24 protein-coding genes and 1 pseudogene are annotated in these 24262 nt (G+C 70.3%); 9 read left to right on the top strand and 16 right to left on the bottom strand.

Annotated elements, in window-relative coordinates:
• Window positions 1-102 precede the first annotated feature (102 nt).
• Complete coding sequence (locus ACFYP5_RS27990) at window positions 103-540, bottom strand: DUF4442 domain-containing protein (protein ID WP_389041280.1); 438 nt, start codon at window positions 538-540, stop codon at window positions 103-105.
• 153 nt (window positions 541-693) lie between these two features.
• On the opposite strand from ACFYP5_RS27990, the gene ACFYP5_RS27995 reads away from it, so the two are divergent.
• Together ACFYP5_RS27995 and ACFYP5_RS28000 are read left to right on the top strand one after the other, a co-directional pair.
• Window positions 694-1800, top strand: coding sequence for a hypothetical protein (locus ACFYP5_RS27995; RefSeq protein WP_389041162.1), 1107 nt, complete (start codon window positions 694-696; stop codon window positions 1798-1800).
• Window positions 1801-1894: 94 nt separating this feature from the next.
• Complete coding sequence (locus tag ACFYP5_RS28000; protein ID WP_389041164.1) at window positions 1895-3220, top strand: MFS transporter; 1326 nt, start codon at window positions 1895-1897, stop codon at window positions 3218-3220.
• Here the strand turns inward: ACFYP5_RS28000 and ACFYP5_RS28005 are convergent.
• The 4 genes from ACFYP5_RS28005 to ACFYP5_RS28020 form a co-directional block, all read right to left on the bottom strand.
• Window positions 3182-4027, bottom strand: a complete 846-nt coding sequence (locus ACFYP5_RS28005; protein ID WP_389041166.1) for a spermidine synthase — start codon at window positions 4025-4027, stop codon at window positions 3182-3184. The two genes, ACFYP5_RS28000 and ACFYP5_RS28005, sit on opposite strands and share 39 nt — an antisense overlap.
• Window positions 4028-4049: 22 nt before the next feature.
• Complete coding sequence (locus tag ACFYP5_RS28010) at window positions 4050-4895, bottom strand: patatin-like phospholipase family protein (RefSeq protein WP_389041168.1); 846 nt, start codon at window positions 4893-4895, stop codon at window positions 4050-4052.
• Window positions 4896-4974: 79 nt separating this feature from the next.
• Window positions 4975-6150, bottom strand: coding sequence for an elongation factor Tu (gene tuf, locus ACFYP5_RS28015; RefSeq protein ID WP_389041170.1), 1176 nt, complete (start codon window positions 6148-6150; stop codon window positions 4975-4977).
• A 94-nt stretch (window positions 6151-6244) separates the two neighbouring features.
• The gene (locus ACFYP5_RS28020; protein WP_389041172.1) at window positions 6245-6412 is read right to left on the bottom strand and encodes a hypothetical protein; all 168 of its coding nucleotides are present in this window, start codon (window positions 6410-6412) and stop codon (window positions 6245-6247) included.
• A gap of 243 nt (window positions 6413-6655) precedes the next feature.
• Between ACFYP5_RS28020 and ACFYP5_RS28025 the strand changes: the two genes are divergently transcribed.
• Window positions 6656-7369 (top strand): TVP38/TMEM64 family protein, encoded by a 714-nt coding sequence (locus ACFYP5_RS28025; protein WP_389041174.1) that lies wholly within the window; start codon window positions 6656-6658, stop codon window positions 7367-7369.
• 329 nt (window positions 7370-7698) lie between these two features.
• Window positions 7699-8571: an undecaprenyl-diphosphate phosphatase gene (locus tag ACFYP5_RS28030; protein ID WP_389041176.1), complete on the top strand. Its 873-nt coding sequence runs from the start codon at window positions 7699-7701 to the stop codon at window positions 8569-8571.
• A gap of 205 nt (window positions 8572-8776) precedes the next feature.
• Here ACFYP5_RS28030 and ACFYP5_RS28035 read toward each other — a convergent pair whose 3' ends face one another.
• The 3 genes from ACFYP5_RS28035 to ACFYP5_RS28045 form a co-directional block, all read right to left on the bottom strand.
• Window positions 8777-8923, bottom strand: a complete 147-nt coding sequence (locus ACFYP5_RS28035) for a hypothetical protein (RefSeq protein WP_389041178.1) — start codon at window positions 8921-8923, stop codon at window positions 8777-8779.
• Window positions 8924-9303: 380 nt separating this feature from the next.
• Entirely contained in the window at window positions 9304-9876 is a 573-nt protein-coding gene (locus tag ACFYP5_RS28040) for a hypothetical protein (protein ID WP_389041180.1), read from the bottom strand.
• A gap of 176 nt (window positions 9877-10052) precedes the next feature.
• Window positions 10053-10877, bottom strand: a complete 825-nt coding sequence (locus ACFYP5_RS28045) for a hypothetical protein (RefSeq protein WP_389041182.1) — start codon at window positions 10875-10877, stop codon at window positions 10053-10055.
• Window positions 10878-11311: 434 nt separating this feature from the next.
• Here ACFYP5_RS28045 and ACFYP5_RS28050 point away from each other — a divergent pair, with 434 nt between their 5' ends.
• From ACFYP5_RS28050 to lnt, 4 genes are all read left to right on the top strand, one after another.
• Window positions 11312-13117: a pectate lyase gene (locus ACFYP5_RS28050; protein ID WP_389041184.1), complete on the top strand. Its 1806-nt coding sequence runs from the start codon at window positions 11312-11314 to the stop codon at window positions 13115-13117.
• 312 nt (window positions 13118-13429) lie between these two features.
• On the top strand, window positions 13430-14296 hold the full coding sequence (locus ACFYP5_RS28055; RefSeq protein WP_389041186.1) for a universal stress protein: 867 nt from the start codon (window positions 13430-13432) through the stop codon (window positions 14294-14296).
• 149 nt (window positions 14297-14445) lie between these two features.
• A complete protein-coding gene (locus tag ACFYP5_RS28060) occupies window positions 14446-14934 on the top strand; it encodes a nuclear transport factor 2 family protein (protein WP_389041188.1) in 489 nt (162 codons plus the stop codon).
• A 104-nt stretch (window positions 14935-15038) separates the two neighbouring features.
• A complete protein-coding gene (gene lnt / locus ACFYP5_RS28065) occupies window positions 15039-16673 on the top strand; it encodes an apolipoprotein N-acyltransferase (RefSeq protein ID WP_389041190.1) in 1635 nt (544 codons plus the stop codon).
• 13 nt (window positions 16674-16686) lie between these two features.
• On the opposite strand, the gene ACFYP5_RS28070 is transcribed toward lnt, so the two are convergent.
• The 3 genes and pseudogenes from ACFYP5_RS28070 to ACFYP5_RS28080 all read right to left on the bottom strand — a co-directional run.
• Entirely contained in the window at window positions 16687-17034 is a 348-nt protein-coding gene (locus ACFYP5_RS28070; RefSeq protein ID WP_389041192.1) for a hypothetical protein, read from the bottom strand.
• A 162-nt stretch (window positions 17035-17196) separates the two neighbouring features.
• A complete protein-coding gene (locus tag ACFYP5_RS28075; protein WP_389041282.1) occupies window positions 17197-18096 on the bottom strand; it encodes a Gfo/Idh/MocA family protein in 900 nt (299 codons plus the stop codon).
• A gap of 34 nt (window positions 18097-18130) precedes the next feature.
• Window positions 18131-18784 (bottom strand): annotated as a pseudogene (locus ACFYP5_RS28080) (FAD-dependent monooxygenase); the annotation flags it as partial.
• A 210-nt stretch (window positions 18785-18994) separates the two neighbouring features.
• Between ACFYP5_RS28080 and ACFYP5_RS28085 the strand changes: the two are divergent.
• Window positions 18995-19450: a hypothetical protein gene (locus ACFYP5_RS28085; protein ID WP_389041194.1), complete on the top strand. Its 456-nt coding sequence runs from the start codon at window positions 18995-18997 to the stop codon at window positions 19448-19450.
• On the opposite strand, the gene ACFYP5_RS28090 is transcribed toward ACFYP5_RS28085, so the two are convergent.
• From ACFYP5_RS28090 to fabG, 5 genes are all read right to left on the bottom strand, one after another.
• Entirely contained in the window at window positions 19438-19962 is a 525-nt protein-coding gene (locus tag ACFYP5_RS28090) for a hypothetical protein (RefSeq protein WP_389041196.1), read from the bottom strand. The two genes, ACFYP5_RS28085 and ACFYP5_RS28090, sit on opposite strands and share 13 nt — an antisense overlap.
• A gap of 181 nt (window positions 19963-20143) precedes the next feature.
• Window positions 20144-20827, bottom strand: coding sequence for a uracil-DNA glycosylase (locus ACFYP5_RS28095; protein WP_389041198.1), 684 nt, complete (start codon window positions 20825-20827; stop codon window positions 20144-20146).
• A 77-nt stretch (window positions 20828-20904) separates the two neighbouring features.
• The gene (locus ACFYP5_RS28100; protein WP_389041200.1) at window positions 20905-22485 is read right to left on the bottom strand and encodes an ABC transporter substrate-binding protein; all 1581 of its coding nucleotides are present in this window, start codon (window positions 22483-22485) and stop codon (window positions 20905-20907) included.
• 118 nt (window positions 22486-22603) lie between these two features.
• Entirely contained in the window at window positions 22604-23359 is a 756-nt protein-coding gene (locus ACFYP5_RS28105; RefSeq protein WP_352268976.1) for an SDR family oxidoreductase, read from the bottom strand.
• Window positions 23360-23379: 20 nt separating this feature from the next.
• The gene (gene fabG / locus ACFYP5_RS28110; protein WP_389041202.1) at window positions 23380-24141 is read right to left on the bottom strand and encodes a 3-oxoacyl-ACP reductase FabG; all 762 of its coding nucleotides are present in this window, start codon (window positions 24139-24141) and stop codon (window positions 23380-23382) included.
• Window positions 24142-24262: the final 121 nt, after the last annotated feature.

The following is a 24262-nucleotide window of genomic DNA, read 5'->3' on the forward strand; positions in this document are numbered from 1 at the left end:
CGGCTGGAAGCCTACCCGTCCCACCACCCGCCCGGACAGCGCGAAGGGCCGCCCCCGCCCCCTCGTCAGGGTGGGGACGGCCCAGGTCGGGCGGTGCGGTCCTCAGGCGTTCGGGCGGAGTGTCCAGACGACGGTCATCTCACCGGTCACCGCGCCGTCGGCGCGCTGGATCTCGATGGTGACGGGGAATTCGGGACGCTTGCCCTCGTCGAGTTCGGCGACGACGTCCGCCACCGGCCGACCCAGGGTCGCGGTCGCGGTGACGACACCCATCGCCAGCTTCTTGTAGCCGATCTCCGCCTTCACGGCGAGGGGCACGGCGCGGGACATCTGGTCGCCGAAGGCGGCGATGACGATCGCGCCGCTCGCCGACTCGGCGAGCGTGAACATCGCTCCGGCATGAGGACCGCCGACATGGTTGTGATACTCCGCCTGGTCGGGCATGCGGACGACCGCACGCTCCGCGGTCGTCTCGAGGAACTCCAGATTGAGGGTCCTCGCCATCGGAACGGTGGCGACGAGCATGTCTCCGACTGTCATCTGTTCAGCGCTCATGGGCCGAATGTTACTCACGAGTAGAACCGTTTGACCATCCCCGCTCCCCTCAAGACGGCCACATGGCAGCCGCCTTGACCGCTTCCCCACGGGGGCGGCCGTAGCCGACCGGCCGCCGCCCCTCTATCGTTACTCGCCATGTGGCCAGGACAGCAGCCGCCCGGGGGCGAGCAGAACCCGCAGGACCAGAGTCAGAACCCGTACCAGCAGCCGGGGTACCAGCAGCCGAATCCCTATCAGCAGCCGGGATATCCGCGGCAGGGCCAGCCGGGTTACCCGCAGCAGGGCCAGCCCGGTTACCCGCAGCAGGGGCAGCAACCGGGTTATCCGCAGCAGGGGCAGCCGGGATATCCGCAGCCGAACCCGTACCAGCAGCCGACCGTGCCGCAGTACGCGGTTTCCGGTCCGCCCGGTGCGCCGCAGCCGGGCGACAACAAGAAGAAGTCGACGACCCTCGTCGCGATCGTCGCGGCCACCGCCGTGGTCGTGGCCGCCGTGGTCACCGGTGTCGTGGTGATGAACAAGAACGATGACAAGGGCGGTACGGACGTCGCCGATGACGGGAAGTCGTCGTCCTCCCCGAAGCCGTCCGACAGCGCGTCCTCGCCCGAGGCGAACCCGCGCGGCACCGACGGGGACGCCAAGCCCCTCATCGCGGGCTGGAAGGTCGTCACCAACCCCAAGTGGGGCACCCAGTTCGACGTACCCGGTGACTGGGAGGTCGCCGCTCCCGGAATATTCTCCTTCTTCGAGGACGACAAGAAGGGCGACGGGTCGCCCGCGGTCGGCTTCTCCGCGCCGGCGTATTACAAGAGCAAGTGGTGCGTCGACGACGCCGACAAGGACGGCACCAAGGAGGACATGAGCCTGGCCGGTGTCGGCACCAAGGGCGCCCAGGGTGCGAAGAGCACCGACGAGGCGGCGACGAACGAGGCGGCGAACTGGGTGTGGGCCGCCTATGCGCAGCACATGCCGAAGGGCACCATCAAGATCGGCAAGCCCAAGCCGTACACCACGAAGTCCGGTGTCACCGGCAGTGTCGTCACGGCCACCGCGCCCGGCGTCACCAAGAAGAAGAAGTGCGACAGCGACGGCAAGTCGATCGCGTTCTCCTTCAAGAACAAGAACGGTGAGTACTCCTCGTGGATCCTCTACGCCGGAGCGGACGTGGAGGGCGAACTTCCGGACACCACGATCCAGAAGATCCTCAGCACCTTGCGGCTCACGGACGTCACCAAGTCCTGATGCACGTCTGACCGGCTCCTGATCCACATCCGCTCCGCGTACCGCCCGGGCAATGCATTTGGCAGGTCGGGCTCCGGACAGGGATAGTCCCTTGGTGACTCCTGCTTCCGTTCCCCCGTCCCGCATACGCCGCCCTGCCTGGGCCGGGCGCAACTACAGTCTGCTGACCGCCGCCGCGATCATCACGGGCCTGGGGACCCATGGCGCGTTGATCGCGGCGACGTTCGCCGTTCTGGAGTCGGGCGGTGACGGCGGCGACGTCGGCCTGGTCGCCGCTGCCCGTACCGCGCCCCTGGTCGTGTTCCTGCTCATCGGCGGCGCCATCGCCGACCGGCTGCCGCGCCACCGTGTGATGGTCGCGGCGAACGCCCTCAACTGCGTCTCGCAGGCCGCCTTCGCCTGGCTGGTGCTGGCCGGCGATCCGAAGCTGTGGCAGATGATGGTGCTCACCGCGGCCTGCGGCACCGGGCAGGCGTTCTTCAACCCGGCGGCCGAGGGCATGCTGATGTCCAGCGTCAGTGGCGAGCAGGCCGGCCGCGCCTTCGCCCTCTTCCGGATGTCGATGCACGGCGCCGCCATCGGTGGCGCAGCGCTCGGTGGCGCCATGATCGCGGCGATGAACCCGGGCTGGGTCCTGGCCGTCGACGCGGCGGCGTTCGCGGTGGCCGGGGCGCTGCGCGCCTTCCTCGATGTCGCTCACATCCCGTCGCGCGCACCGGGCGGCGGGCTGCTCTCGGATCTGCGCGAAGGCTGGCAGGAGTTCGTCGGCCGCCCCTGGCTGTGGTCCATCGTGGCGCAGTTCTCGGTGGTGGTGGCAGTGGTCGGGGCCGCCGAGTCGGTGTACGGGCCGCTGGTCGCCAAGGACGAACTCGGCGGCGCCCGCCCCTGGGGTCTCGCACTCGCCGCATTCGGGGTCGGCACGCTGTGCGGAGCACTGCTGATGATGCGCTGGAAGCCCCGGCGGCTGCTGCTCGCCGGGACGCTCTGCGTCTTCCCGCTGGCCCTGCCGTCGGCGGCGCTCGCGGTACCGCTGCCGGTGGCCGGGCTCAGCGCGGTGATGTTCGTCAGCGGTGTCGCCATCGAGGTGTTCGGGGTCTCCTGGATGACGGCCATGCACCAGGAGATCCCGGAGGAGAAGCTGTCGCGGGTCTCGGCGTACGACTGGTTCGGATCGGTGGCGATGCTGCCGCTGGCCACCGCGGTTGCCGGTCCGGTGGAGGAGCTGGTCGGACGAGGTCAGGCGCTCTGGGGCTGCGCCGTGCTGATCGTGCTGGTCACGGGAGCCGTGCTGTTCGTACCCGACGTACGCAACCTCACCCGCCGGAAGGCCGCCACGGTGCCGGTGGCCGCGGGGCCGTCCGCCACGGCCGGTAAGGCACCGTCAGCCGATACTGAAGGCGCCGTCGGGCGGCTCGGGTGAGGGCACCGCGTCTGCGTCCCCGACCGGCCGGGCCGCGCCGATGAGCCGGTCCAGCGCGGCGCCGTGCTCGACCCGGGCCGGAAAGGCGTCGGCCGCACAGCGGCGGGCCAGGGTCGCGATGTCGAAGGGGCTGCGGGAGGCGACCAGGACGACATTCCCGAACCGCCGGCCGCGCAGCACCGCCGGTTCGGCGATCACAGCGAGCTCGTCGAAGACGGCCGCGAAGTTGGCGAGCTGCGACCGGAGGAAGGCGAAGGGTGTGCTGTCGGCGAGGTTGGCGGCATACACACCGTCGTCCTTGAGCGCCCGACCGGCCGCCCTCGCGTACTCGACCGAGGTGAGGTGCGCGGGCACACGTGAGCCACCGAAGACATCCGCGATCAGCACGTCCACGGATCCGGCCGGTGTCTCCTCCAGCAGGCCGCGGGCGTCCGTGGCGTGCACGGTGACCCCGCTGCCGTCGGGGACCGGCAGCTGCTCGGTGACCAGGTCGAGGAGGCCGCGGTCGGCCTCGGCGACGATCTGCCGGGAACCCGGCCGGGTCGCGGCGACATAGCGGGGCAGGGTGAGTGCGCCGCCGCCGAGATGGAGTACGTCGAGGGGCGCGGCCGGCTCCCCGGCGCAGTCGAGGACATGGGCGAGCCGTCGCGCGTACTCGAACTCCACATGGCCCGGATCGTCGAGGTCGACGTACGACTGGGGTGCGCCGTCGACGGTGAGCAGCCAGGCCCGGTCCCGGTCCACGTCGGGAAGCAGTCTGGCGGTGCCCTGATCCACGTCCCGGATCACAGGTATCGGCTCGTTCACCCTTCCATTGTGGGGTGCGGGTTCAGCCGTTCAGAACCGCGGCGACCTTCTCGGTGTGCGTCGCGGACTGGGCGAGTCCGGCTCGCGCGGCGGCCGCCCGGCGGCTCGGGTCGAGGGGGTTGCGGCCGAATGCCTTCCTGGCGGCCGCGTCGGGGGTGATGACGGCGACCCGGGTGCCCCTCGCTTCGAGGTCGGTGGCCTGGGACCGGGGCGAGACGATCACTTTGTTGCCACTGTCCGTCGGTGCGATGACAACGACGCGCTCGCATCCGGCCGCGAGATGGGCGTTGGCCGGGGAGTAGACCCCGCCGTCGATCCAGTCCTGGCCGTCGATGGTGGCGACCGGCCAGACCGCGGGAACGGCGCAGCTGGCGGTGACGGCGTCCGCGAGCGGGACCCCGCTGTCCCTGTCGAACGTGTGGAGTTCCCCGGAGGCCGCGTGGACGGCGGTGATGCGCAGTTGCCGCTCGGGCCACTCGGGCGTCAGCAGCCGGCTCGCGATCAGAGCCCGCCGATCGGCGGCGGTGATTCCGGTCCGGGTCCCGCGCGTTATTCGGGCCAGCTTCCGCCCGTACGCCTCGGGGGTGCCCGCGGTCAGCGCGGCCCGGGCGTAGCGCATGAGCGTGGCCGTGCCGAGCCTGCCGCCGGTCTCGCCCTGCGGATCCGCGAGCTGGCGGGCGTACAGTTCCGGGAGGCCGAGCCGACCGGAGGCGAGCTGGGCGCCGACGACGGCCCCGGCGGAGCTGCCGATGATGAGGTCGGCGGTGGACAGGTCCACACCCGCCTCGGCGAGTCCGTACAGGATCCCGGTCTCCCAGGCGCTTCCGGTGACGCCCCCGGCTCCGAGCACCAGTGCAATGTCTGCCATGCCGTCAGTCTTGCGCATGGCAACGGACCCGCCTCCCTGGCATGCGGGGGGGCAGGTCCGTTGCGCGGCCGGGTACGGATCAGAGCAGGGCGGTCACGGTGCCCGCGCCGACCGTGCGGCCGCCCTCCCGGATCGCGAAGCCGAGGCCGGACTCCAGCGGTGTGTCACGGCCCAGCTCGACGGTCATGGTGACCGTGTCGCCGGGGCGAGCCACTGCCGCTTCGCCGAGGTCGATGTCGCCGACCACGTCCGCGGTACGGATGTAGAACTGCGGCCGGTAGCCGGTGGCCACCGGTGTGGTCCGACCGCCTTCCCGCGCCGACAGGATGTACACCTGCGCGGTGAAGCGACGGCTGGGCGTCACGCTGCCGGGCGCCGCCACCACATGGCCGCGACGGACCCGGTCACGCTCCACCCCTCGCACGAGCAGCGCCACGTTGTCGCCGGCCTGCGCGGACTCCATCGGCTTCCCGAAGGTCTCCAGACCGGTGACGACCGTCTCGACGTCCGCCCCGAGCACGGACACCCGGTCCCCGACACGGACGGTGCCGCGCTCGACGGCCCCGGTGACGACCGTGCCACGGCCGGTGATGGTCAGGACGTTCTCCACGGGCAGCAGGAACGGGGCGTCGGTGTAGCGCACCGGCATCGGTACGTACGTGTCGACGGCGTCCAGCAGCGCCTCGACGGACGCGGTCCAGCGCGGGTCACCCGCCAGCGCCTTCAGACCGGACACCCGGACGACAGGTACGCCGTCGCCGCCGTAGCCGTGCGCGGAGAGCAGCTCGCGGACCTCCAGCTCGACCAGGTCGGTCAGCTCGGGGTCGCCCGCGTCGGCCTTGTTGAGAGCGACGACGATGTGGTCGACGCCGACCTGGCGGGCGAGCAGGACGTGCTCGGCCGTCTGCGGCATGATCCCGTCGATCGCGGACACGACGAGGATCGCCCCGTCGAGTTGCGCGGCGCCGGTGACCATGTTCTTGACGTAGTCGGCATGGCCGGGCATGTCGACGTGCGCGTAGTGACGGGTGTCGGTCTCGTACTCGACGTGCGCGATGTTGATGGTGATGCCGCGCTGCGCCTCCTCGGGCGCCCGGTCGATCCGGTCGAACGAGACGTAAGAGGTGCTGCTGCCTGCACGGTCGCTGAGGACCTTGGTGATGGCAGCGGTCAGGGTGGTCTTGCCGTGGTCGACGTGGCCCATGGTGCCGATGTTGAGGTGCGGCTTGGTGCGCACGTATGCCGTCTTGGGCATGGCTCGATTCCTTCTGGATGCGAAGCTGAGAGAGAAGACCCCAGGGCCCTGCCGACCCTCCCCTTACGGGGTCCGCCGGACTGTCGGGGGAGGGTCAGCTTCGGGCGCCGCCGGAGGGCGCTGCGGCAGCGGCGAACGCTGCTGCGTCAACTGCTGCTGCGGCAGCGGCGAACGCGGCGGCAACATCGACGGAGGGGACGACGGCAGCCTTCGGCGTGTCCGCGACTGCGGACTGCGCTGCGAGGAAGGCGTACCGGAACATGGGTCCGATCATGGCCGACGGCCGCTTACCCGTCGAACGGTTTTCTCTCCGGGCGTTCTTCCGGCCCCGGTACGAGAGTTCATCCCCCGGCCGACGGGCTCCGCAGCTGGTTCGTGTCCGCGCACCCACAGCGGTGGGAGCCGGTCCCGGGCACCCCCGACGCAGTCCCGTGTGCTGCCGGCGGGGCGGCCCGTACGGGGCACATTACGGCGATCACACAAAGGTGTCGGTTAGTCTCCCCGAATGCTCGACCCCCTCCCCGACGCCCGGTCCGCCACCGGCCTGGCCCTGCGCTGCTCGAGGGCGCTGCGCTCGCCCTGGTCCCGGTTCTCGCTGCTCGTGGTGTTGCTGGTGGCCGCCGCGGCGGCGATGCTGCTCCTCGAACCGCAGCGGTTGCTGGCCACCGGGTGGCCGGCCCGGTTGAGCAGCGGCGGCGCTGCGGTTGCGCTGTTCGGCGTCGCCTACGGGGTGTGCACCGTGGCGTTCGTACCGCGGCCGCTGCTCAATCTGGCCGCGGGGGCGCTCTTCGGTTCTCAGGCCGGTCTGGCCGCCGCGCTGGCGGGCACGGTGCTGGGTGCGGGCATCTCGTTCGGCCTGGGCAGGGTGCTGGGACAGGAGGCGCTCCGTACGCTGCTGCGCGGGCGCTGGCTGAAGGCGGCGGACGGGCAGCTGAGCCGGCACGGGTTCCGTTCGATGCTGGCCCTGAGGCTCTTCCCCGGCGTGCCGTTCGCGGCCGCCAACTACTGCGCGGCGGTGTCGCGGATGGGGTATCCGCCGTTCCTGATGGCCACCGGGATCGGTTCCGTCCCGAACACCGCCGCGTACGTCGTCGCGGGCAGCGAGGCCTCGTCGCCGACGTCGCCCGCGTTCCTGGCCGCGATGGGCTTCATCGTGCTGACCGGGATCGGCGCGGCCGTCGTCGCCTGGCGCAAGCGGCACCGTCTCGGCGCGAAATGACGGGCGCGCAGGGCAAGAGGCACGGTTCCGGCGGGGAATGATCCGCGGGCGGCGACGGAGCGACCGTCCCGACGCCGAACGACCCGGCGGGCGGCGTCGGCGGACCGGCCGTGTGCCCGCTGAACGGCACTGGGCACAGCGCCGGCTCCGGTCGATGGCCGGGGGCAGCCGTCACCCCGTTCACCCGAGGACGATACGCTGCCCGCGCACGACAGACGATCATCGGGCCCGCCGTGGCCCTTCCCTCACATGACCGCACTCCGCACGTTGCCGACGGCCCTGCTGTCCGTCGGCCGATGCACGATGACTTCCGGGATGGCCAAAGCCCCATGAGCTGGTTCGAATCGTTCGTCCTGGGCCTCGTTCAGGGACTGACCGAGTTCCTGCCGATCTCCTCCAGCGCGCACCTGCGGCTGACCGCTGCGTTCGCCGGCTGGCACGACCCGGGTGCGGCGTTCACCGCCATCACCCAGATCGGCACGGAGGCGGCCGTCCTCATCTACTTCCGCAAGGACATCGCGCGGATCGTCTCGGCCTGGTTCCGCTCGCTGACCAACCGGTCGATGCGCAGCAACCACGACGCCCAGATGGGCTGGCTGGTCATCGTCGGCTCCATCCCGATCGGCGTCCTCGGCGTGACCTTCAAGGACCAGATCGAGGGCCCCTTCCGCGACCTGCGGCTCATCGCCACCACCCTGATCGTCATGGGCATCGTCCTCGGCGTCGCCGACCGTCTCGCAGCCCGGGACGAGACCGGCGGCAAGCACCGGGCCATCAAGGAGCGGAAGTCCCTCGAGGAGCTGGGCGTCAAGGACGGTCTGATCTTCGGCTTCTGCCAGGCGATGGCCCTGATCCCGGGTGTCTCCCGCTCGGGCGCCACGATCAGCGGTGGTCTGCTGATGGGCTACACCCGTGAGGCGGCGGCCCGCTACTCGTTCCTGCTGGCCATCCCGGCGGTGCTCGCCTCGGGCGTCTTCGAGCTGAAGGACGCGGGCGAGGGGCACGTGTCATGGGGGCCGACGATCTTCGCGACGTTCATCGCCTTCGGCGTGGGGTACGCCGTCATCGCATGGTTCATGAAGTTCATCACCACCAAGAGCTTCATGCCGTTCGTCATCTACCGCGTGCTGCTGGGCGTGCTGCTGTTCGCCCTCGTGGCGGCCGGTGTACTGAGCCCGCACGCGGGTGAGTCGGCGGGCTAGTACGGCTTCGAGCCTGATCGGGGCGGTGCGCGCCGGCCGGGACGGTGGTTGGGCCGGGCCGCCTCGCCCGAGAGCGGCGACCCGGCCTGCCGGCCAGAACCCGCCACCTGCATCTCTGAAGGATGGGCGAGGTCCGACCGGTCCACCACCTCGTCGGCGGAGGTGACCGCCACCTGTTCATGGAGGAGAGCGGCAGGGGGCTGCGTCAGTCGGTGTCGGCTTCCGGCAGGTCGGGGGGCGCGACGAACAGGCCCGCGTACTGCGGCCGCGGCGCCTCGACAAGGTCGCGGGCAGCCGTCGTACCCATGTCCTCGGCGCTGTCGTCCGCGCGGCGCGGTGAAGCGTCAGCCATCAAGTCTCCTGTGCATAGCGGTCGTTGTGAGGGCGCCGAGCCCGAGAAGGCTACGGCTGGTGTCCGGCGACGGTGCCTCTGCACCACTCCGGCGGCACACCAGGGCGTCCGGACCATCCGGCGGGGCCTGCAGGGAGTATCCACCAGGACACGTCCGGCCGTCAGCACCGGGCCTGCCGCCCCGCCCGTCCTTTCCGTCACCGCCGGTCGAAGCGCAGTCCGGCGGGGGGAAGTTGTCGCATCGTGAAGACGGGCCCGGCTCTGCCCCCCGCTGTCGTACACCGCCATGGCGGCAGGAGCGGAAGCCCGGAACAGGTGACGGAAGGCGCCCTGCGTCGACCTCCGGGCGGGGCCCGGAGCGGGCCGGGTCGTCACCGGCCTCACGACCGGTCCGGGGTGAAGTCACGCGCCTTGATCTTCGCCATCCGTCCGTCGGGGTGGTGCCAGACGATGCCCTCGCAGCCGTCGGCCGTGGCCAGGGCCAGCACGGCGCTCCGGATGCCCTCGTAGGTCAGCTCCTCCACGGCCACGTCGCGCGCGAGGGCGTGCTCGACAAGGCGATGGAAGTCGCTGCGCTCCGGGTTTCCGTTGATCTTCGGGCCGACCAGTTCGAAGGTCCCGGTGATCCCCTCGCAGGGTCCGATGTTCTGGACCGCCTCTGCGTGGAACTTCGCGAATGCCGACTGCCCGATCGGTTCCCAGCCGACCGTCTTGCCGGTGGCGTCGTCGGTGGAGATGACCTCGTAGTTCGGCGGCGACGCCTTGCCGGGTTTCACCTCGCGCCGTGCCCACCACTCACCTGCTTCGTCGAGCATCACGCACGTGCCGTCGTACTTGCGGGTCGCACGGCCTTCCCCGGCGAGCACCCACTCGCAGCCGGGCGTCACCTCCGGCAGCACGCGCGCGGGGCGAGAGGCGAAGTCGCGGACGAACATGGTGGGAATCTTGTTCATGCCGGAAGTCTCCAGGTTGACCGGCCGGCTCGCACGGGGATTCCGCTCACGCGGCGATCCATGCCTACGCGGCAGGCAGTTGTCCCGCTTCGGTGACCCGACTCATCGGTTCACCACCACGGACCAGTGAACGGCCACCGCACCTAAGATCAAACCGGCTCTCCGTGCACGACGGCTCAGTACGCCACGACCGCCCATGTCAGCGCCCCGACGACGGCCGCCGCGTAGCACCCCACGGCGGCTCGGACGAGGGTGCGCCGGGTGGAGTCACTCCACGGAGTGCCGGCCAGCACCCTGGCCAGCACGGGCAGTACAAGGATCGCGTGCAGGCTGACGCCGTGCAGCGGTTTGAGCGATGCAGTGGAGGCGTAGCCGGCCAACTGGTGGCCGGTGCGCGTCAGATAGACGCCGCGGGCGATCATCGCGGCGCCCGCCAGCAGCCCGACGACAAGGATCGCGAAACCGGCCCGCAGCGCGAGCGCCATCCCGGTCGGCCCCTCGGGACGCCGCACGAACGAGGCCACCGCCAGGGCGGCCAGAATGACGAACAGCACTCCCCCGCCGACGGCCAGCGACATGGAGACCGCCGTGTCGAAGGGGGTCTCCATGTTGAAGTGGGACGGTACGCCGCGCCAGGCCTGGAGGGTGATGCCGGAGACCTCCAGCACGCAGTCGGCCGCGAACACCGCCAGCAACACGTCACGGGTGCGGGTCCGTAGGCGGACGTACGAGGCCACCCAGCAGATCGCGATGAGCGTCAGGCCGAAGGAGAGCCCGAAGGTGACGGGCTTGCGCCAGGAGACCGGACCGTCCCAGGGGCCGCCGTCGACGGCGAAGACGATCAGATGCAGCAGCCCGGAGACGACGAGCGCCGCGCCGGTCGCGTAACACAGGCGCTCCAGCGGGCTCGGCTTCCGCCCTGGGGGCGCGGTCGGCGGTGAGTCGGGCGTGCCGCTGCGGACCGGTTCCGTCCTGGCGGATGCGGCGGGCTGGTTCTCCATGTCCGGAGCATCCCCCGTGGGGTGCGCGGCCGTCGTCGTACGTCCGGAGGCAGTCGCCGTACGCCCTCCGGAGTACCGCGATCGCCCCTCGCCGGATGACCTCAAGCCGTGGCTGCCGCGTCACTCAAGGGGGCGGCGCATATCTCAGCGTGACGATCGACCGGCTCCACCCGGACGCTCAACTTGACTCCTGGCGTCCAGATAGCCGAACCAGTGAGTCGCATATAACCGATTAACTCCTCCAGTTATCCACGTACATGAACACCGTAGTTGTGTATGACCTATTGGCTCCGCCACCACATGGTGCTAGAACTCCTTTCGCATGGCGAGCAAGGTCCTCGGATCACGCTGCGTCATGCCCAGGACCGCCTCCCCGCGGCCCTTCATTCGCGTTTCGCCACCAGAGTGGAGGCAGTCGTTCGATGCATTTGCCAGTGAGCCGTCGCACCTTCTCCCGCCTCGCTGTCGCACCGGCAGCGGCACTCGTGATCGGATCGGCCGGGCGCGCCTCGGCCGCCGGTACCGCGCCCCGCACCACCCCCGCTCCCGCCTCCGCACGGACGCGCGGCGAGATCGCCGCGACCGTCGACCGCGTCACCACGTTCATGGACGAGCACGTCTCCTACGGCGGCGGCTACGTCTGGAGCTACCTGCCGGACCTCTCGACGACCTGGGGCGAGATGGAAGCCCGGCGCACGATGTGCTGGATCCAGCCGCCCGGCACCCCGTCCGTCGGCCACAGCCTGCTCGACGCCTACCATGCCACCGGATCGGAGGCCTGCTACCGGGCGGCCAAGCGCACCGGGCTCGCCCTCGTCGCCGCCCAACTGGCCTGCGGAGGCTGGAACTACATCCATGACACGGCGGGCGAGGGTTCGCTGCGGAAGTGGTACGGGACCATCGGCGCCAACGGGTGGCGCCTGGAGGAGTTCCAGCACTTCTACGGCAACGCCACGTTCGACGACGCGGCCACCTCGACCGCCGCTCAGCTGATTCTCCGGCTCCAACTGGAGCGGCCGCACCCCAAGTTCGAGGCATCCCTGGACCGCGCGATCCGCTTCATCGTCGCGGCGCAGTACCGCGGCGGTGTCGCCGACGGCGGCTGGCCACAGCGTTTCCCGGCCTTCTCCGGCTCCGTCAAGCAGACGCCCTGGCCGGACGAACTGCCGTCGTGGCTGCCGTCCGGCATCCGGCACGGCATGGAGGACGGCGACTACACCGGACATGTGACGTTCAACGACAACGTCCTCGGCGAGAACATCAAGTTCCTGCTGATGTGCATCACCGCCCTGGGGCGCCGGGACCTGATCCCCGACGTCAGGCGGGCCATGGCCTGTCTCCACCGTATGCAGCAGCCGGGTCCGCAGGCCGGCTGGGGTCTCCAGCATCTCGCCCGTGCGGCAGGCGGCCGACCGGCCGGCGCTCCCGCCGGCGCCCGGTCCTACGAGCCGCGGGCACTGGTCACCCACACCACTCAGACCAACGTGTCGCAGCTCTTCGCCTACTTCCGTCTCACCGGTGACCATGAGTTCCTGCGCCGCGTCCCGGAAGCCATAACGTGGCTGGAGAGCTGCCGGCTCACGGACCAGCAGAAGGCGGAGAACCCGCTGCTGGCCTCCAGCACGCACCCGACCTTCGTCGAACTGGGCACCAACCGCGCCCGCTTCGTACACCGCTTCGGCTCCAACATCCGCAACGGCGCTTATTACAACGACTACGACCACCGGGACACCCCGAGCCACTACGGCGGCGGGCGCAAGGTCGACACCGCCGCGCTGCGCGCGACGTACGAGGAGCTCATGGCGATGAGCCGGTCCGAGGTCGCCGACCTCAAGGCCCGCTCGCCCCTCTCCGCCCACGGCAGGCGTGAACTGCCGGACTACTTCTCGATGAGCGACCTCAGTCTCGACGACCTCTTCCGGGACGCCGATCTGTCGCTGCCGACCGTGACCCGGGCGCAGGCCGATGCCGTCGTCGAGGGACTCGGCAGCCGCGATCACTGGCTGACGCCGATCGGTTCGATCACCAACCCCTACCGGGGTCCGGCACCCGCGACGCCGTACGACGGCAAGGCCTACATGAGCCGCAATGTGGGCGACATCTACGACACCTCGCCCTACGACCCGCTGAAGCCGCCGTTGGAATCCCCCTATACGCCGCAGGCCAGTCCGCTGGGCATCACCACGTCCGACTTCACCGGAAATCTGGGCACCCTCACGGCGTACATCGCCGGCAGCTGATACCCCACCGCTCCGCCATGAGGGCGGCCGTCGCCGGATCGCCCTCAGCTGAAGCGCGTCGCGGAAGTCCCGAAGCCGACAGTCCGGAGAGACCGGAGACCTGTCTGCTCGTGACCTTCCGCGACGCGCTTCAGCACTTCGCACCGCTTCGCCGTTCGCACTGCGGCTGCTCCTGCGCCGGACGCCGACCGGCCGTAGCGTACGGAACACGACCGGGGTAATACCGGGGGGCGGACACGGCCGAAAGTCCATGCCGTATGCCCCGTACACGTACCAGCCTGGGACGTGTACCGCTGGACCCTGGAGGACTCCATGACCACCGCCGAGCTTCCTGTGATCGCCGCCGTCGACGGTTCGTGGCGCAGCTACGAGGCGCTCGAGTGGGCCGCGCGCGACGCCGTGCGGCGAGGGCTTCCGCTGACGATCGTGCATGTCAGGCCGCTCAATCGGCATGCCAGCCAGGAGGAGCAGCGGCGGGAGGCCGAGGAACTGCTCGCGGAGGCCGTGGGCCGGGTGGCGCAGGTCGCGCCGACCCTGCACACGTCGACCCTCGCGCCGATGGACTTCCCGGCCGCGGCACTGACGGCGCTGAGCGAGCACGCGTCGTTGCTGGTACTTGGCTCGCGCGGGCTGGGCGGGTTCCGGTCACTGCTGATCGGCTCGAACAGTCTGACGACCGCCTCGATGGCCAGGTGTCCCGTCGTCGTCGTTCGCAGTGGCCGGGAGGACGAGGAGGGGGCGGAGGCGGCACCGGCGACACACTCGGACATTGTCGCGGGGGTGGCCGCCGACGAAAGCAGTGAGGCGGTGCTGGACTTCGCGTTCGAGGCCGCAATGACAAGGCCCGGAGCGCGCCTGCGGATCGTGCACGGCTGGACGATGTTCTCGTCGATGCTCTCCGGCGGCCCCGTCTTCGACCGGGATGCGGCGGCGGGCGCGGCCGAGCGGACCCTCGCGGAGCTCACCGCCGGGCGGCCGGAGAAGTATCCGCAGGTCGAGGTCGTGCAGGAGCCGGTCCACGGATCCGCGTCCCACACCCTGGTCACGGCGTCGGCGACCGCCGCCCTCACGGTGATCGGACGGCGCAAGGGCGGCGAGGAGCTTGGATTCGGGCTTTCCCCCGTGGCGCAGACAACACTCACTCATGCGCTCGGGCCGGTGGCCGTGGTCCCCTGCTGAGACGGCCACGGGCGGTGCGGGTGCCGGCCGTGGCGTTCTTGTCGTCCGGGATCCTGGTCCGGGGTTCCGGGCGACCGGATCATGGTCGGACATGGCGCCGCGCGTGCACAGCCCTTGGCGTCTGCGGTCGGCGGGCACACACTGGCCGGATGACGCAGCGCGTGGCTCTCGCGACCGTGATGGACCAGCTGTCCATCGACGCAGTGATCACCGGCTATGCGGTGGCGGTGGACGACGGCTCCTGGCAGGACTACCGGGACCTTTTCACCCCGGACGGCAGAGCCGACTACCGCAGCGCGGGCGGTGTCGAGGGGCCCGCAGCCGAGGTCGCGCACTGGCTCGCGGAGACGATGCGGCTCTTCCCCGTGCGCCAGCACCTGATCGTCAACCGCCGGCTCGACCTCCAGGACCTGGGCGGCTACCCCGGTGACCGCGCCGATGTGCGGGCCGACTACCTGAACCCCATGCGGCTGGAGGGTGCACCCGACGGAGATGCCCCCGGCAGCACTGCGCCGAACTTCGCCTCCGGCGGCCGGTACGCCTTCGGGCTGCTGCGTACGGACGCCGGCTGGCGGATCCGTACCGTGACCGTCCACGAGAAATGGCGCAGCCTCTCCGGCTCCCTCGCACCGAGCTGAGCCGCGCAGCCCCGAACCCGGCCTCGCCGCACCCGTTCCGCTCCCCCCACACTGGGTAAGGAGAAGTGCACCACTGCTCACCGGTCAGGTCGAGGAGGCGCGGTATGCGGATTCCCGTCGGTCGGCGTGAGCAGCGGGAGGGGATGCTCCGGTCACCCTGGTGGCGCGGCGCTGGAGCCCTGCTCGCCGGGGCACTGCCCGCGCTCGCCTTCCCGGCCCCGTCCCTGTGGTGGTTCGCCTATGTAGCGCTGGTGCCCTGGCTGCTGCTGATCCGCTCGGCCGGTACTGCGCGCCGGGCGGCGCTCGACGGCTGGCTCGGCGGGACGGGCTACCTGCTCGCCGTCCACCAATGGCTGATGCCGAGCCTGCACGTCTTCATCGTCGTCCTCGCGGCGCTGCTCGGTCTGCTGTGGGCGCCCTGGGGCCTGCTGGTGTCCAGGATGCTCGGCGGCGCCCCGTCCGTCGCCACGGCCGCGGCCGCCGTGGTCGTGGTGCCTTCCGGCTGGCTGATCATCGAGCTGGCACGCTCCTGGGAGGGTCTCGGTGGTCCCTGGGGACTCCTCGGTGCGAGCCAGTGGCAGGTACCCGCGGCGCTCCGTGTGGCATCGGTCGGCGCCGTGTGGCTGGTGAGTCTTCTGGTGGTGGCGGTGAACACCGCGGTCACCCTGTTGCTCCTGACGCCCGGCGCACGGACGGCCGCGGCGATCGCCGTCGTGGTGTGCGCGCTGGCCGTGGGCGCCATATGGATGTGGGCGCCGCAGCCGGAGCAGTCGGGCGTGGCCCGGATCGCCGTCGTGCAGCCGGGGGTCGTCGCGGGACCGAACAGCGTTGCGCTCCGCTTCGCGCGCAGCGAGCAGCTGACCCGCACGCTGGCGGGCCGCGACGTCGATCTGGTGGTGTGGGGCGAGAGCAGTGTCGGCCAGGATCTGTCCCGGCGGCCGGACCTGGCCGAGCGGCTCGCGAAACTCTCGCGCGGGGTCGGCGCGGATCTGCTGGTGAACGAGGATGCCCGGCACACCGGCGCGTCGGGCCGGACGGGGATATTCAAGAGTGCGGTGCTGGTGGGGCCGGACGGCCCGACCGGGGACCGCTACGACAAGATGCGCCTGGTGCCATTCGGTGAGTACATCCCGGCCCGTTCGGTGCTCGGCTGGGTGACGTCCGTGGGCAAGGCGGCGGGCGAGGACCGGCTGCGCGGCACCCGACAGGTGGTGATGTCCGTACCCGAGCCGCCCCGCAGGTACGGATCCACCGAGGGCCGCGCGCCGGAGCACACTCTGCGGGTCGGGCCGCTGGTCTGCTTCGAGTCGGCGTTCCCCGACATGAGCAGGCGTCTGACCCGGGACGGGGCACAGCTGCTGATCGCCCAGTCGTCGACCTCTTCGTTCCAGCACACCTGGGCGCCGGAGCAGCACGCCTCGCTCGGCGCGCTGCGGGCCGCCGAGAACGGCCGCCCGATGGTGCATGCCACGCTCACCGGAATCAGCACGGCGTACGGCCCGCGGGGCGAGCGCGTCGGCACGCCGCTGGGCACGGACACGAGCGGGGCCACCGTCTTCGACGTACCGCTGGCCAGTGGCAGCACCCTCTACGTGCGGCTGGGCGACTGGCCGGTGTACGGCGCGCTGGCCGTGCTGGCGGCATTCTGCGCCTATGAGGGCGGCCGGTCGCTGCGGCGGCGTAACCCGGAGGAGCCGGTCGGTGCCGTGGGTCCGAAAGCCGGGGTACCCGGTCCCTGACCGGGCACCCACGCTATGACGGGCCGTTCACGGAGACGATGTGCCCTCGCGCGTCGACGGTGAGTGCGACGCGCTCGACCTTGTTCTTCACGGCGAGCACCATCCACACGGCCCCCCACAGGAAGCAGCTGAACACCATCAGGAGGGCGTGCAGCACGTGGTTGAGCGGCTGTCCCCTGACCATCACGACCTGTGTCTCGGCCCGGGACTCCACCCGCCAGCCGGTCGCGATCCGCTGATTGACCGCCCAGTCGAGGATCAGGCTTCGCTGCGTCGCATCCGGAGGCCGCCCGTCCGCCGCGTAGTAGCCGGGCGGCGGCTGGAGCGCGCCCCATCCCTGTGGCTCGTCGTGAGGCTTCACGAGGTCACCTCCACGGGCCGGCGGTCCATTCCCCTCAGCCTGCCCCGGGGCCGAGCGAGACGCATCCGGAGCGGAAGGAACCCGTCCTGACCTGCGGATTCCGCTGTGGACGATCCACTGCGGCGCAGTGCGCCGGGGGTCAGACCCTGATCCGCGGATCCCCTAGGCACAGTCCAGGTCACGCAGGATGCGCTCGCACAACTCGTGGCTCTCGAGAGCGTCCCGGGCACTCAGCAGCTTTCCGGCCCGCACGGCGTCCAGGAAGTTCAGCACGCCCTGCTCGATGCCGCGCTGGCGCGCGACCGGCACCCAGTCGCCGCGTCGCCGGACGCTCGGCTGCCCCTTGTGGTCGATCACCTCTGCGAGGTTCACCACCTCGCGCTTGGAATCCTGCCCGGAGACCTCGAGCCGCTCCTCCGTCGAGCCGCTGAGCCGGTTCATCGCGCCGATGGCGGTGAAACCGTCGCCGGACAGCTGCAGCACGACATGGTGCATCAGCCCGTCGCGGATCCTGGCCCGTACGACGGTGTGCTCGACCGGGCCCGGCACCAGGAAGCGCAGGGTGTCGACGACGTGGATGAAGTCGTCGAGCACCATCGCCCGTGGCTCCTCGGGCAGACCCACCCGGTTCTTCTGCATCAGAATCAGTTCGCGCGGGTGCTCGATGCACTGCGCGTAGCCGGGCGCCAGCCGCCGGTTGAAGCCGACGGCCAGGCTGACACCGCGCTCCTCGGCGAGGTGCACCAGCCGCTCGGAATCGGCGAATTCGTAGGCGAGCGGCTTGTCGATGTACGTGGGAACACCCGCGTCGAGAAGCCGGCCGGCGATCTCCGGGTGTACGGAGGTCGGGGCGTGGACGAACGCCGCGTCCAGGCCCGCGGCGATCAGCGATTCGAGGTCGGTGTGGCGCTGTTCCGGTGGGATCCGGTGGGTCTCGGCGACGGCGGCCAGGGTGCCGGGGGTACGGGTCTGCAGATGCAGTTCGACCCCGGGCAGGGTGGTGAGTACCGGCAGATACGCCTTCTGCGCGATGTCGCCGAGCCCGATGCAGCCGACCTTCACAGGGGTCTCCCTCTCGCCCATGACCCGCCCGTGGCTACCGCTGCGGCATGGGCGTGTTCTTCGTCCCGGCAGCATACGTGTGCTGCGGCGGCCGCCAGTCGGCGATGCCGTCGAAGGTGCGCAGGACGAGGCCGGGCCCGAAGCGGGAGACGGCGGACATCAGGGTGTCGCGCAGCGCGACGGCAGGAGGGCTGGTCAGGCGCATCAGCCGGGTCACCTGGGCGGCCTTGCGGACGATGCCGGCCGTACGCGGGACCCGGTCCGCGCTGTACGCGGCGAGGGCCGCCGCCAGTTCGCCGTCGGGCGCCACGTGGTGGGCGAGCACGATACCGTCCTCGATGGCCTGGTTGCCGCCCTGCCCGAGCGTGGGCGCCATAGCGTGGGCACAGTCGCCGACCAGGACGGTGCGGCCCCGGTGGAACGCCGGCAGAGGGTCGATCAGATGGTGCACGTCGTTGCGGAGAATCCGGTCGGGTTCGACTGCGGCGATGATTCCGGGGATCGGGTCGTGCCAGCCGCCGAACCGGTGCAGCAGCTCGGCCTTCTCGTCGTCGGCCCGCTCTCCGGCTGGTGCGACCGCGGCCGCGTACGCGTAGATCCGGCCGTCCTTGAGCGGCTGCGTGCCCCAGAGGGCGCCGCGGCCCCAGGTCTCGTGGGGGGCGAAGGGCTTCCCGGGCGCAACGGCCACGCCGATCTGGTCCGGGAGAAGATCGACGGCTCGACCGGCGACTGACCGGCCCAGGACCCGACCCGGAGCCGACGGGGAGCCGGCTCGGCCCGACCCGTGCCCCGGGAAGCGGCAACGGCCGGGCGTTGCGCTGACCGGGGGTCACTCGTGCGGGCCAATCATGACTTCCCCGCTCCCGCGAAGTGCTGCCCGCACAGCAGAGTTGCCCAGGTGCAACGAACCAGAATCGCCGTGCAGCTCCTCGTCGGGGTGGCAGTCACTGCCGTGTCCGGCTGCGTGTCCGTGGAGCCCCAGCCGGGCCTTGCGCCCCGGCCCCAGACCAGCAGGACCGTCCAGGACCTGGCCCCCCAGATCGTCCGGCCACCGGTCCGGGACACGCTGGAGGCGCTGCCGGACCCCAAACCCTCCGAGGCGGCGTCCGGCCCGGCCACCGGGGTCCCCCCGGAGACCCGTCGCGGCGCGGCGCGCGCTCCCCGGCAAAGGCAGCATCCAGGCGTGACCGGCCCATGGTCGGCACACGTCCCGCGCGCGGTGCCCACACAGGTCCCTGACCTGCCGTCCTCCCCCGCCACCGGCACGGACGTCTGCGCACTCGGGCGGGGATACGGCGGCTGGCCGGCGGGCAGCCCCCAGTCCCGGATCTGCGAAGACACCTACGGCCACTGATCCCACAGCCGCCGCTCCAGTCGCCCGATCGCCGCTCGGACCCCACCCCCGTACCCGTCGTCCATCCCGTCGTCCGCGAGCACGTCGGAGGCCTTCCGGGCCCGGTTCAGATGGATCCAGGCAGCTTCCGGGCGCTGGAGCTTCACATAGTCCGCCGCGAGGCTGAGATGGAGCGCGGGATAGAAGGCCCGGACCGCGTGCGTGTCCCGGTGCTCCGCCGCCCGCTCGTCGGTCAGCCCCTCTGCGGCGGTCAGCGCCCTCAGGTCCCAGGCCAGTTCATCACCGGGATCGTCCTGGGTGTCTGCCATGTAGTGCGCGAGGGTGCAGCGGTGAAGGGCTTCGCCGTCCTCGCCGATCTCCGACCAGAGTGCGCCGAATCGGTTCCGGGCCTCTTCCCGGTCGCCACCGTGCAGCAGCATGATCGCCTGGCCGATCCTGGTCATGACGGCGTCCCTCGACGCCTCCTGCTGCTGCTCCGTCACCGCGGTCTCCCTCGCACCTGCCCAGCCCATCCCGGTCGGATCCGACCGCACCGGCCGCCGCGTCGCACCCCGTCGCTGCATAGCGTCCGGTCGCCGCGTCACGCCCGATGGAGTCCGTTCGAATCCGGTCGGCTCGACGCTAGCCGCTGATGCGGGCAAACCCGCTCAGGCTCGGGCAAAGCGCCCGAGCCTGTCGGGCAGGTGGCTGCGGTCAGCCCAGGTCGGGGATGCGCCAGTCGATGGGCTGGTGCCCCTGCGCCGCAACGGCGTCGTTGATCTGCGTGAACGGACGGGAGCCGAAGAACTTCTTCGCGGACAGCGGCGACGGGTGCGCACCCTTGACTACCACATGGCGATCCTCGTCGATCAGCGGGAGCTTCTTCTGCGCGTAGTTGCCCCAGAGGACGAAGACGGCCGGATCGGGCCGCGAGGCCACCGCGCGGATCACCGCGTCCGTGACCTTCTCCCAGCCCTTGCCCTTGTGCGAGTTGGCCTCGCCGGCCCGGACCGTCAGCACGGCGTTGAGCAGCAGCACACCCTGCTCGGCCCACGGCATCAGATACCCGTTGTCCGGGACCGGCAGGCCGAGCTCCTCCTTCATCTCCTTGTAGATATTCCGCAAGGAGGGCGGCGTCCTGACGCCGGGCCGCACGGAGAAGCACAGCCCGTGCCCCTGCCCCTCGCCGTGGTAAGGGTCCTGGCCGAGTACCAGGACCTTCACCTTGTCGTACGGAGTGGCTTCCAGTGCGGCGAAGACCTGCTCGCGCGGCGGATAGACCGGCCCCTTGGCCCGCTCCTCCTCGACGAACTCGGTGAGCTCCTTGAAGTACGGCTTCTGCAGCTCTTCGCCGAGTACGCCGCGCCAGGACTCGGGCAGCAGGTCGGTGTCGGTCACTTCAACAACCTCCGGTACGCAAATAGGTTCTTGTCCGAGAACCTACCGGGGGCCACTGACAATCGACCGGGCAAGCCCTACCAGCTGGCCTTGCGGTGCAACTCCCACATCTGCATGACCGTCTGCGGGTCCAGGGCGCGCTCGCCGCCGCCGATGTCCTCGCCCGCCGCCACGTACAGCTTGCCCTGCCACAGCGGCAGCAGCCGGACGTCGTCGACCAGGATCTTCTGGGCCCGCTCGAACTGCTTGCTGACCGCGCCCCGGTCGCTCTCCTGGCGGCTCTGCGGCAGCAGATGCTGGGTGATCTCGTTCTTCACGTACGGCATACCGGTGACGGTGTCCTTGCCCACGAAGGGGGCGATGAAGTTGTCCGGGTCCGGGAAGTCCGGGAACCAGCCGCGGCCGAAGACGGGGTAGTCACCCTTGGTGAAACCCGCCTGGAACGTCTTCCACGGAGCGCTCTTCAGCGTGATTTTGAACAGCCCGGAGGCCTCCAGCTGCCGCTTCAGTTCATCGAACTCGGGGGCCGTCGAGGAGCCGTACCGGTCGGTGGTGAACCAGAACGTCATGGCGACGGGCTCGGTGATGCCGGCCTTGACGAGTATCTGCCTGGCCTTCTCCGTGTCCGGGTCACCGAAGTTGTCGAAGAAGCTGGTGGTGTGCCCCGCGATGCCCTTGGGCACCATGGAGTACAGCGGTTCGGCAGTGCCCTGGTACACCTTGGCCACCAAGGCGTCCCGGTCCACGAGCTGGGCGATGGCCCGTCGGACGGCAGGGTTCCCGGCTGCCGGGTCCTCGGGGTTGAAGACCAGGAATCGGATGTCGGCGCCGACGGTCTCGATGAGCTGCAGCTTGCTGTTCTTGTCCTTGTTGTCCTCGAGCCTGACGACCTCCTCGGCGGTGAGGCCGCGGTAGGTGGCGTCGATCTCGTTCTTCTGCAGCGCGTCGACCATGGGGGCGGACCCCTTGAAGTACCGGATGGTCACGGCATTGTTCTTGCGGTTGGCGAAGCCCTTGTAGTTCGGGTTCTTCACCAGCTCGGCCCTGTCCCCCGGCACGTACGTGTCCAGGAGGTAGGGGCCGGATCCGGTGACCTTGCCGTCCGTGCGGACCTGGTCCTTCGGATAGTCGCCGGGCGCCACCAGAGACATCGCGGGGGTGGCCAGGACGAACGGGAACGTGGCGTCCGGCTTGTTGAGGTGGAAGACGACCTTGTTGTCACCCACGGTCTCGACCCGGTCGAGGGAGCCGAGCAGGCCGAGGGGGCCGCCCTTGACCTTGATGGTCAGGATCCGGTCGATGGAGTACTTCACGGCCTCGGCGTCGAGCTTGTCCCCGTTGGAGAACTTCAGCCCCTGCTTGATGGTGCAGCGGTAGGCCGTGCTGGTCCGGTCGGTGAAAGTGCAGGACTCCGCGGCGTCGGGCTCGGGGCTCGTACTGCCGGTGGGGAAGCTCACCAGGGTCTGGAAGACGTTGCGCATCAGCTCCCAGGAGTTGTCCCACGCCGCAGCAGGATCGAGGGTGGAGGGCTCACTCGTGGTACCGACGACTATCTTCTGATCCACTTCCGATCCGCTGTCGGACAAAAGACCGCAGCCGGCCAGCAGAGAAAGGGAAGCAAGGGCTGCAGCGGCCTGCAGCCTGGCCCGGTAGAACACGTGCACGCTCCTCGATCAGCCATGGGTCGGCAGACCATACCGCAGCGCCCCGTCGGGTCAATCCCTAGGCTCGACGGGGCACTTGAGGCAATCAGGGCCAAACCGGCTCAGGCTGTGCTCAGCCCACGCCCGCATTCAGGAAGATGCCTCCGTCGACCACCAGCGTCTGCCCCGTGATCCAGTCGGACTGGTTCGACGTGAGGAACGCGGCGGCGCCACCGATGTCCTCGGGGACACCGAGCCGGCCGAGCGGATAGGCCGCGGCCGCCTCCGCCTCACGGCCCTCGTACAGCGCCGAGGCGAACCTGGTCTTCACGACCGCGGGGGCGATGGCGTTGACCCGGACGACCGGTGCGAACTCATGCGCCAGCTGAAGGGTCAGATTGACCATGGCGGCCTTGCTCATGCCGTACGCGCCGATGAACGGCGAGGCGGAGACACCGGCGACCGAGGCGATGTTGACGATCGCCCCGCCGTTCTCCTTCTGCCAGGCCTTCCAGGTCTGCTGGGCGAAGCCGAGCGCCGAGATCACATTGGTCTCGTAGACCTTGCGGGCAACGGCCAGGTCGAGCTCCGCCATCGGGCCGAAGACCGGGTTCGTACCGGCGTTGTTGACCAGGAAGTCGACGCGGCCGAACGCCTCCATGGTGCGCTCGACAGCCGCCGCCTGGTGCGCCTCGTCGTGCGCCTTGCCGGCGATGCCGATGACCCGGTCGGAGCCGAGCTTCTCGACGGCCTCCTTGAGCGCGTCCTCGCCGCGGCCGGTGATGCACACCCGGTCGCCGCGGGCGACGAGCGCCTCGGCGATCCCGTAGCCGATCCCCCGGCTGGCGCCCGTGATCAGCGCGACCTTCCCACTGTCCTGCACAGTCATGATCTCCGTTGCCCTTCGGGTCAGTTGAGCGGTCCGCCGGCGACGTACATGACCTGACCGGAGACGAAGCCCGCCTCCTCGCCCGTGAAGAAGGCGATGGCGTTGGCGATGTCCTCGGGGTGCCCGACGCGCTGCACGGGGATCTGAGTGGCCGCGGCGGCCTGGAACTCCTCGAAGCCCATGCCGACCCGGGCCGCGGTCTGCGCTGTCATCTCGGTGACGATGAAGCCGGGCGCGACTGCGTTGGCGGTGATGCCGAACTTGCCGAGCTCCTTGGCAAGGGTCTTGGTGAAGCCCTGCAGACCGGCCTTGACAGCGGAGTAGTTGGCCTGGCCGCGGTTGCCGAGCGCCGAGGAGGAGGACAGCGAGACGATACGGCCGAACTTGGCGTCCACCATGTGCTTCTGGACGGCCTTGGCCATCAGGAACGCGCCCTTGAGGTGCACGTTCATCACGGTGTCCCAGTCGGACTCGCTCATCTTGAAGAGCAGGTTGTCGCGGAGCACGCCCGCGTTGTTGACGAGGATCGTCGGGGCGCCGAGCTCGGCGGCGACACGCGCCACGGCGGCCTCCACCTGGGCGCCGTCCGACACGTCGCAGCCGACGGCGAGGGCGGTGCCCCCGGCGGCGGTGATCTTCTCGACGGTGTCCTTGCAGGCCGCCTCGTCGAGGTCGAGTACGGCGACGGCGCGGCCCTCGGCCGCCAGGCGTACCGCGGTGGCGGCGCCAATGCCCCGCGCCGCTCCCGTCACGATGGCGACGCGCTGCTCGGTGGTGGACATGCTTGGTTCTCCTCGCCCTTGGATCGCGGCTCAGCGGACGTCAGGAAGTTCCCGATAACTGAGCAACCGCTTAGTACCTTCAGCAGACGAGACGCTAGAAGCCCTGGCACTCGGTGTCAAC

It is taken from the genome of Streptomyces sp. NPDC005262, assembly GCF_042872425.1.
Lineage (GTDB): Bacteria > Actinomycetota > Actinomycetes > Streptomycetales > Streptomycetaceae > Streptomyces.